At 70.8% G+C, this 8,317-nt stretch carries 12 protein-coding genes; 7 read left to right on the top strand and 5 right to left on the bottom strand.

What is annotated here, in order from left to right; translation table 11 throughout:
- Positions 1 to 14: 14 nt before the first annotated feature.
- The 3 genes from MFF40_RS26185 to MFF40_RS26175 all read right to left on the bottom strand — a co-directional run bounded on the left by MFF40_RS26185 (position 15) and on the right by MFF40_RS26175 (position 1,264).
- Positions 15 to 425 carry a hypothetical protein gene (locus MFF40_RS26185; RefSeq protein WP_238262852.1) on the bottom strand — a complete coding sequence of 137 codons (411 nt, stop codon included), beginning with the start codon at positions 423 to 425 and terminating at the stop codon, positions 15 to 17.
- Between the two features lie 97 nt (positions 426 to 522).
- Positions 523 to 954: a hypothetical protein gene (locus MFF40_RS26180; RefSeq protein WP_147897588.1), complete on the bottom strand. Its 432-nt coding sequence runs from the start codon at positions 952 to 954 to the stop codon at positions 523 to 525.
- A 7-nt stretch (positions 955 to 961) separates the two neighbouring features.
- The gene (locus MFF40_RS26175) at positions 962 to 1,264 is read right to left on the bottom strand and encodes a hypothetical protein (RefSeq protein ID WP_238262850.1); all 303 of its coding nucleotides are present in this window, start codon (positions 1,262 to 1,264) and stop codon (positions 962 to 964) included.
- 357 nt (positions 1,265 to 1,621) lie between these two features.
- On the opposite strand from MFF40_RS26175, the gene MFF40_RS26170 reads away from it, so the two are divergent.
- Entirely contained in the window at positions 1,622 to 2,011 is a 390-nt protein-coding gene (locus tag MFF40_RS26170) for a hypothetical protein (protein ID WP_147857483.1), read from the top strand.
- 27 nt (positions 2,012 to 2,038) lie between these two features.
- Here MFF40_RS26170 and mepA read toward each other — a convergent pair whose 3' ends face one another.
- Positions 2,039 to 2,980 carry a penicillin-insensitive murein endopeptidase gene (mepA, locus tag MFF40_RS26165; RefSeq protein WP_238262847.1) on the bottom strand — a complete coding sequence of 314 codons (942 nt, stop codon included), beginning with the start codon at positions 2,978 to 2,980 and terminating at the stop codon, positions 2,039 to 2,041.
- A 134-nt stretch (positions 2,981 to 3,114) separates the two neighbouring features.
- Between mepA and MFF40_RS26160 the strand changes: the two genes are divergently transcribed.
- Positions 3,115 to 3,519 (top strand): PRC-barrel domain-containing protein, encoded by a 405-nt coding sequence (locus MFF40_RS26160; protein WP_147854399.1) that lies wholly within the window; start codon positions 3,115 to 3,117, stop codon positions 3,517 to 3,519.
- Between the two features lie 93 nt (positions 3,520 to 3,612).
- Here the strand turns inward: MFF40_RS26160 and MFF40_RS26155 are convergent, their stop codons facing one another.
- Positions 3,613 to 4,479 carry an NAD(P)-dependent oxidoreductase gene (locus MFF40_RS26155; protein ID WP_147854398.1) on the bottom strand — a complete coding sequence of 289 codons (867 nt, stop codon included), beginning with the start codon at positions 4,477 to 4,479 and terminating at the stop codon, positions 3,613 to 3,615.
- 284 nt (positions 4,480 to 4,763) lie between these two features.
- Between MFF40_RS26155 and MFF40_RS26150 the strand changes: the two genes are divergently transcribed.
- The 5 genes from MFF40_RS26150 to MFF40_RS26130 all read left to right on the top strand — a co-directional run bounded on the left by MFF40_RS26150 (position 4,764) and on the right by MFF40_RS26130 (position 8,291).
- Positions 4,764 to 6,836 (top strand): carbon starvation CstA family protein, encoded by a 2,073-nt coding sequence (locus MFF40_RS26150; protein WP_147854397.1) that lies wholly within the window; start codon positions 4,764 to 4,766, stop codon positions 6,834 to 6,836.
- A gap of 8 nt (positions 6,837 to 6,844) precedes the next feature.
- Positions 6,845 to 7,066 (top strand): YbdD/YjiX family protein, encoded by a 222-nt coding sequence (locus tag MFF40_RS26145; RefSeq protein WP_147854396.1) that lies wholly within the window; start codon positions 6,845 to 6,847, stop codon positions 7,064 to 7,066.
- 93 nt (positions 7,067 to 7,159) lie between these two features.
- Positions 7,160 to 7,432, top strand: coding sequence for a BrnT family toxin (locus MFF40_RS26140; protein WP_147854395.1), 273 nt, complete (start codon positions 7,160 to 7,162; stop codon positions 7,430 to 7,432).
- Positions 7,425 to 7,739, top strand: coding sequence for a BrnA antitoxin family protein (locus MFF40_RS26135; RefSeq protein ID WP_147854394.1), 315 nt, complete (start codon positions 7,425 to 7,427; stop codon positions 7,737 to 7,739). Before MFF40_RS26140 ends, MFF40_RS26135 begins: the two co-directional genes overlap by 8 nt.
- A 117-nt stretch (positions 7,740 to 7,856) precedes the next feature.
- Positions 7,857 to 8,291, top strand: a complete 435-nt coding sequence (locus MFF40_RS26130; protein ID WP_147854393.1) for a tellurite resistance TerB family protein — start codon at positions 7,857 to 7,859, stop codon at positions 8,289 to 8,291.
- Positions 8,292 to 8,317: the final 26 nt, after the last annotated feature.

The following is an 8,317-nucleotide window of genomic DNA, read 5'->3' as shown; positions in this document are numbered from 1 at the left end:
CCTCAGAGCCATCGTCACTCAGACCGCCTGATCCCCTTCAAGCGATCGCCCTGGACGAACACCCCCGGGACGACCTTGCCGGTGCGCCCGAACATCTCGTCCGCGCGGGCACAGTTGGCCGGCACGTCCTTCTCGTAGACGGCCAGGTAGGCGCGGGCCTGCAGCAGCAGGGTGTCGCGCTCGAGGTCCGCCGGATCGACGCCCATGGCCTGGACCACGCTCTTGAAGCGGTCGCCGTCGGTCCGCAGCGCCGGGCAATGGACGTTCACGAAGCCGGCCAGCCCGGCGAGCTTGGCGGCTTTCAGGGCGTTGGCCGGCGGCTCCGCTGGGGCCTGGGCCGGCGGCTCCGCCGGCGCTTGGCCGAGGGCCGGCGCCGCGAGGACGGCCAACACGAGCGTCGTCGGCAACAGGCTGCGGATTCGCATGCGGGAACACTCCATCAGGGACGCCGGTGCCGTGTGGCGATCCCGACAGCCGATCCGGCGGGCGCGTCCGGCTCGGATCGGGGATCGGGCCTGGATATCACCGGTCGATACAGTTCTCCACGAACATCGCCCGCGCGCGCTCCAGCCTCGTGAAGTCGGCCGCGCTCCCGGGATTGCGCAGTTCCGCGCCCTCCGGCAGCCGCCCGGCGAACCCGGCACCGAGATCGGCCACGAAGGGACGCGGGCCCGTGTAGGTCCCCATCCGGTTCCTGACCTCGACCGTACCGCAGATCCCCCCGGCGCGGCCCAGCCGGAGGCCGGCCAGCCGCGCGTCGGCGCTGCGCAGGTCGCGGCCCAGGTCCCGTTCGATCAGGGCGCGCACGGCCTGCGCGTCGTCCGGGCCGATCGCCGCGCCGGGGCGGTCGGGCAGGCCCTGGGCCCGGCCGCCGGTCGCCGCGGCCGCGAGCAGGGTGAGGCCGAGCGCCGCGCCGGCGGTCCGCCTGCCGCCCCGGCGGATCACGCCCGGCACCGGGCGCTCACTCCGGATCCTTCGCGTCCCGGGCGTGCAGCGACAGGCAGGTGCGCACCATGTCGTTCAGCGTCAGGTCCTTGGTGTCGCCGATATTCGCCGTCTCCTCCAGGCAGTGCATGAAGTAGCGGCTGTCGAGATCGGGCGAGAGCGTGCGCATCGCCTTGCCCATCCGGTCGGTGAAATCGACCTTGTCGGCCATGGAGGCGCGCGGCCAGAGCGACGCCTTGTCGTCCACCCCGAGGCGCGCCCACGCCGGCGCGCTCATCAGCGTGGTGGAGATCATCACGGCCGTCAGCCATCGGGTCACGCTGCGATCTCCTCGTCCGCGCCCGCACAGGCACGCCGCCCGTTCCATACGGGTTCGTGCCGGGAAACAAGTGTGCCGTGAGCCGACAGGAAAAAATAAGAATCCGAATTCATAGGAGCTGCATATTATTATTGACCGGCGCCGTTATAGCCTTCCGAAACATCCTGTCCGGCTCTGTCGGTGGGCGATGACGTCATGGATAGTGCTGCAATCGGTCCGGAGTGGCTTCGAAATCCGGATCGCGCGCTTTCCCGCCGGCGTTGCACCCCGTAGCGTGGCGCGTCTGGAGCCTCGTCCCGAATGCCGGCCGCCGGCGTTCGGAAAGAGACGATGCGCGAGGAGCGCAGGCAGCACCGCATGATCCGACCCGTATCCGCTCTGCTCTGCCTGGCGATGGCCGCCGTCGCGTCGGGAGCCCGCGCCCAGACGGTGGACGACGGCTCCGGCGCCGCCCTGGGGCCGGCGGACACCCGCGCGGTCCTCGACCTGATCGGACGGCACCTGAACAGCCCGGACGCGAAGGTCACCGTGCTGCGCCGCAGCGGCGGGTCGATCGTCTGCGGCTCGGTCAACGTGAAGAACAGGGACGGGCTGTACACGGGCGAGCGCGGCTTCGTGGCCGATCTCCCCCGGTCGTTCTTCGGCCGCGTCCCCGACGGCCCGGAACTCATGACCTTCAGGCCGGGGGAGGCGTATCAGGCCATGGAGCGGATCCGGCAGCTCTACTTCGCCCAGTGCCTGGACTGAGCCGCCGCAATCCCGGTCCCGGCGAGGCTACGGCGCCTTCAGCACCGCCCGGCAGGCGGACGGCAGGGCCGCCATGGTCATGGCGGGCTTCGGCTTCGGCGGTACCTTGGGCGGCTTGGGATGCAGCACCGCGTCCGAGAACCAGTAGCTCAGGTCGTCGCAGCCATCCCCGGCCGGGGGCGCCCCCTGGGGCTGGCAATCGTCCTGGCCGGCCGGGCAGGAAAGCCGGATATGGTAGTGGTAGTTGTGCCCGTACATCGGGCGCACCTTGGACATCCACCGGCTGCCCGCGGCGTCCCGGCACAGGGCCTTCTTGATCGCCGCGTTGACGAAGATGCGCTCCACCTCCGGCTGCTCGGCGGTGAGCTTGATCAGCTGCAGGTGCGTCGGGGTCCAGACCTCCGGGTCGATGTCGAGGCGGTCCCGGCGGACCATGTCGGTGGCCGAGGTCTCCTCGCGCTCCGCCCGGCTCATGCGGTGGTCGGGCATCGGGGTCAGCCAGATGTCGGCGTCGATGCCGATCTGGTGCGAGGCGTGGCCGGTGATCATCGGGCCGCCGCGGGGCTGGGCCATGTCGCCGACGAGCAGCCCCGGCCAGCCGACCCGGGCGGCCTTCTGCGACAGGCGCTCGACGAAATCGATCAGGACCGGCGTGCCCCACATCCGGTTGCGGGACGGGCGCATCACCTGCCAGTTCGGCCCGTCCATCGCCAGCGCCTCGCCGCCGGCGAAGCAGCCCTTGGCGTAGAACCCGTAGATGTGGGCCGGCCCGCCGGAGGCCCGGGTGACGCGGCCGAACAGGGCCTTGGCCGGGGTCGTGGGCGCGTCCGGATGCTCGAGCGGCGGCAGCGGCCTCGGGTTGACGCTGCCGCGGTCCTGGGCGTGCCCGCCCGCGACGGACAGGGCCAGGGCGGCGAGCGCGAGGCCGGGCTTCAGGCCGAAACCTGGGGCGGTGAACGGGTTCTGCATGCGGGAGCTGTTCGTCCGTCGGAGGGGGCGGGCGCAGGCCCGGACCGGAACGTCGCGCACGGGCCGGGCGTTTTTCAGGCAACGCGTTCTTCCAGGCAACGACCGAAACGCGCAGCGCGATCCCGGAGGCGACCATGGCGGACCATTCCCACCTCGCGGAGCGGCAGCCCCACCCCGCGCCGCGGCATCCCCGCAGCCTGATCGCGAGCGATCGGGTCATCGGCACCGACGTGCGCCGGCCGGACGGCAGCAAGGTCGGCCGGATCGAGCGGCTGATGCTCGACAAGGTCTCCGGCCGGGTCGCCTACGCGGTGATGAGCTTCGGCGGCTTCCTGGGCCTCGGCGAGGATTTCTACACGCTGCCCTGGACGGTGCTGCGCTTCGCGCCCGAGCAGGACGCCTACGTGCTCGACCTCACCGAGGAGCAGCTGCGCGCCGCCCCCGCCCGCACCCCGGAGGGCACCGACCCGGCCGAGGACGGCGCCTGGGAGGAGCAGATCCACCGGTATTACGACGCCGCACCGTATTGGGGGATCTGACGCGCGCCGACCCCGAGCCCCGCCCAGGCCGGGGATCCGCGACACGATCCTGCGTCGTGCGGGGCCGCCGGATCGTGTCGCGGTGGGCGAGCCTCAGCGCTCCAGGCGCGCCACCAGGCTCGACGTGTCCCAGCGGTTGCCGCCCATGGACTGCACCTCGGCGTAGAACTGGTCGACGAGCGCCGAGACCGGGAGCCTGGCGCCGTTGCGGCGGGCCTCGTCCAGCAGGATGCCGAGATCCTTGCGCATCCAGTCGACCGCGAAGCCGAACTCGAACTGGCCCTGGTTCATGGTCTTGCCGCGGTTCTCCATCTGCCAGGAGCCGGCGGCGCCCTTGGAGATCACGTCGAGCACCGCCTCCACGTCGAGGCCGGCGCGCTTGGCGAAGTGGACGCCCTCGGACAGGCCCTGGACCAGGCCGGCGATGCAGATCTGGTTGACCATCTTGGTGAGCTGGCCGGAGCCCACCGGGCCCATCAGCCGGCAGGCGCGGGCGAAGGACCCGATCGCCGCCTCGACCTTGGCGTAGGTCGCCGGCTCGCCGCCGCACATCACGGTGAGCACGCCGTTCTCGGCGCCGGCCTGGCCGCCGGAGACCGGCGCGTCGATGAAGCCGAGCCCCTTGGCCTGGGCGACCTCGGCGAGTTCCCGGGCGACCTCGGCCGACGCGGTGGTGTGATCGACGAACACCGCACCGGACGCCATGCCGGCGAGCGCGCCGTCGTCGCCCAGCACGACGCTGCGCAGGTCGTCGTCGTTGCCCACGCAGGCGAACACGATCTCGGCGCCCGCGACGGCCTCCCGGGGCGTCGCCGCGGAGGCGCCGCCATGGGCCTTCACCCAGGCCTCGGCCTTGGGGGTGGTCCGGTTGTAGACGGTGACGTCGTGGCCCTTCTTGGCGAGGTGTCCGGCCATCGGGCCGCCCATCACGCCGAGACCCAGGAATGCGACCTTCGCCATTGTTGTCCGCTCCTCGCGGGGCCGGATCGCGCCGGCGCCCTTCCTTCGCTCGCGGCAGGCGGGGACGGGATTCGGCCGCCGGCCCGTGAAGGCGCTGGCCGTGCCGAAGTCCCGATGTGACAGATTGGGCGTCGTGCCGCCGCCAAAGCTGCATCACAGCTCGGATCGCTTGCGTCAACGGCGGACGAATAGGATAAACCGCCCCTGTAGCCCGGGACCCGCGAGTCCCAGCCGGCGGCCCCCGCGGCCCCGAGCGCGAGGCGGTCGGTCAGGGAGCGGGACGGATGGGTACGGCGATCGGCAGGCAGGTTCGCGACCACGGGCCCTGGGCCCTCGTGGGAGCGCTCGGCGCCGCGGCGCTGGCAATCGTGGCCACCCAGCGCGGCGAGACGATCAACGCCCTCTGGATCGTGGTCGCGGCGGTCTGCGTCTACCTGATCGCCTACCGCTACTACTCGAAATTCATCTCCGAGAAGGTGATGCGCCTCGATCCGAAGCGCCTCACGCCCGCGGTCCGGCACAATGACGGGCTCGACTACGTCCCCACCAACCGCAGCGTCCTGTTCGGCCACCATTTCGCGGCGATCGCGGGCGCGGGCCCACTGGTCGGCCCGGTGCTCGCCGCCCAGATGGGCTACCTGCCCGGCATGCTGTGGATCCTGGCCGGCGTGGTGCTGGCGGGGGCGGTGCAGGACTTCATGGTCCTGTTCGTGTCGATGCGCCGGGACGGCCGGTCGCTCGGCGAGCTGATCCGGGCCGAGCTCGGCACCGTGCCGGGCATCATCGCGCTGTTCGGCACCTTCCTGATCATGGTCATCCTGCTGGCCGTGCTGGCGCTGATCGTGGTCAAGGCGCTCGCCGAGAGCCCGTGGGGCACCTTCACGGTGATGTCGACGATCCCGATCGCCATGCTGATGGGCGTCTACGCGCGCTACATCCGCCCGGGCCGGATCGGCGAGGTCTCAATCCTCGGCTTCGTCCTGCTGATGCTGGCGATCCTGGGTGGCGGCTCGGTGGCGGCCAGCCCGGTCTGGGCCCCGGCCTTCACCTTCACGGGCCCGCAGCTGTGCTGGATGCTGATCGGCTACGGCTTCGTGGCTTCGATCCTGCCGGTCTGGCTGCTGCTGGCGCCGCGGGACTACCTCTCGACCTTCCTCAAGATCGGCACGATCGTCGGGCTGGCGCTCGGCATCGCGGTCGTCGCGCCGCACGTGCAGATGCCGGCGGTGACGAAGTTCGTGGACGGGACCGGCCCGGTCTGGGCGGGCAGCCTGTTCCCGTTCCTGTTCATCACCATCGCGTGCGGCGCGGTCTCCGGCTTCCACGCCCTGATCTCGTCGGGCACCACGCCCAAGCTCATCGCCAGCGAGGCGGATGCCCGCTTCATCGGCTACGGCGGCATGCTGATGGAATCGTTCGTGGCGATCATGGCGCTGGTCTCGGCCTGCGTGATCGACCCGGGCGTCTACTTCACCATGAACTCGCCCGCGGCGCTCGTCGGCACCACGCCCGAGACCGCCGCCGCGGCCGTGACCAAGCTCGGCTTCGCGACCACCCCCGAGGTGATCACCCAGACCGCCGCGGATGTCGGCGAGCACACGATCATCTCGCGTGCCGGCGGCGCCCCGACGCTCGCGGTCGGCATGGCCCACATCATCTCCTCGGCCATCGGCGGCAAGGCGATGATGGCGTTCTGGTACCATTTCGCGATCCTGTTCGAGGCCCTGTTCATCCTCACGGCCGTGGACGCGGGCACCCGCGCCTGCCGGTTCATGGTGCAGGACCTCGTCGGGCTGGCGGTGCCGTCGTTCCGGAACACCACGTCCTGGGGGCCGAGCATCGCGGCCACCGCCATCGCGGTCGGCGCCTGGGGCTACTTCCTGTACCAGGGCGTGACCGACCCGCTCGGCGGCATCAACACCCTGTGGCCGCTGTTCGGCATCTCCAACCAGATGCTGGCCGCGGTGGCGCTGACGCTCTGCACGGTGGTGATCTTCAAGATGAAGCGCGAGCGCTACGCGTTCGTGACCATCATCCCGACCGCGTGGCTGTGCCTGTGCACCCTCACGGCCGGCTGGCAGAAGTTGTTCTCGGCCGACCCGAAGATCGGGTTCCTGGCCCATGCCGAGCGCTACGCGACGGCCGCCGCCGAGGGCAAGCTCCTGGCGCCGGCCAAGAACGCCGACCAGATGGCGCAGATCATCCTCAACGACCGGATCGACGCCGTGCTGGCGGCCTTGTTCATCGGCCTCGTGGTCGCCATCGCGGGCTTCGGCATCGCCGCCTGCCTGAAGGCCTGGCGGGCCGACCGCTGGACCGCCCTCGAGACCGAGCCGCACCTCGCACCGGCCGAGTAGGGACCGCCATGGAACCACAGCAGAGCCTGCGCCGCCGTCTCCAGGTGCTGTCCAAATGCGTCTGCGACGGCGCCCGGCTGATGGTGGGGCAGGGGGATTACGCGGCCTACGCCGCCCATATCCGCCGCACCCATCCCGACCAGGCGCCGATGACCGAGCTGGAGTTCTTTCGCAACCGGGAGAATGCCCGCTTCGGCGTGGGGAACACCTCCGGGTTCCGCTGCTGCTGACGGGGGCGGTCCTCCCGTCGATGCTGGGCGGCTCTGAGTAAATCGTATCTACGATCTGATTGACCGACATCGGTTCAGGTCGTAGATACGCACATGCGCGTGGTCTGGGACGAGCCGAAGCGGGCGAGCAACCTCGCCAAGCACGGGCTGGACCTTGCGGACGCTCGCGATCGGCTCCGGTTCGAGGATTCCGTGGTCGTGCCCTCGCATCCGGCATCTGATGGCCGCCCGCGCTTCGTGGCGATCGGCCTTCTGGATGACCGCCTCGTGGCAGCCGTGATCGCGCCACTCGGCTCCGAGGCGCTGTCCCTCATCAGCCTGCGCCCGGCGAGCCGTAGGGAACGGAGGATCTACGAGGATGCCTAAGCTCGATCTCCCGCCGATCACGGATGCCGAGGAGGCACGCATCCAGGCCGGGATCGCGGCCGACCCGGACAATCCCGAGGTCACCGCGGCGCAGGCCCGCCAAGCGCGTCCCTTCGCCGAAGCGTTCCCCGAGTTGGCGGCGACGCTGCGCCGGTCCCGCGGCCCCCAGAAGGCGCCGACCAAGCAACTCGTGAGCCTGCGCTTGGATTCGGCGATCGTCGAGGCGTTCAAGGCGACCGGGCCCGGCTGGCAGACCCGGATGAACGACGCGCTGCGGGTGGCGGCCCGCGATCTCGGGACCGCGTAAGGACCCGCCCGCGAAACCATAATGCGCGCGCGCGAGGTCAGTCCCCGGTGCAAGCGCGGCCGGATCTTGACTCGGCCGCCACAATATCCGCCATCTCCGACCGCACGGGAGGTCGGCATGAGCATTTTCCAGGACGCCATCCTGCGGTTCGGCCGCACGATCATGTCGTATGCGGGCGATGCCGTCTTCCTCCAGGCGGCCGTCTCGGCCGCGGCCAACGTCATCGTGGCCGACGGCGATGTCGCCGAGGAGGAGATCGAGTCGGCGATCGCCGGCATCCGGGCCAACCCGATCCTCGAGAAGTCCTACGACACGCTGCGGGTCGAGCAGGAACTCTACGAGGCCATCGCCCGGGCCAAGACCCGGGCCGGCCGCCTGGAGAACCTGCGCCTGGTCGGCGCCATCGCGGAACGGCCGATCGACCAGCGCCAGGACGTCTTCCTGATCGGCGCCGACGTGGCCGATTTCGGCGGCATCAGCGAAGTCGAGCACAAGGCGCTCGACGAGATCGGCGCCGCGCTCCACGTGGACAAGACGGCGCTGCTGCGCTGAGGGGGGCGATCCGAGCAGGCGTGCGG

Origin of the sequence: Methylobacterium mesophilicum (genome assembly GCF_022179445.1) — a bacterium.
Taxonomy (GTDB): Bacteria; Pseudomonadota; Alphaproteobacteria; order Rhizobiales; family Beijerinckiaceae; genus Methylobacterium; species Methylobacterium mesophilicum.
This window is presented reverse-complemented; position numbering and strand designations above follow the sequence as displayed.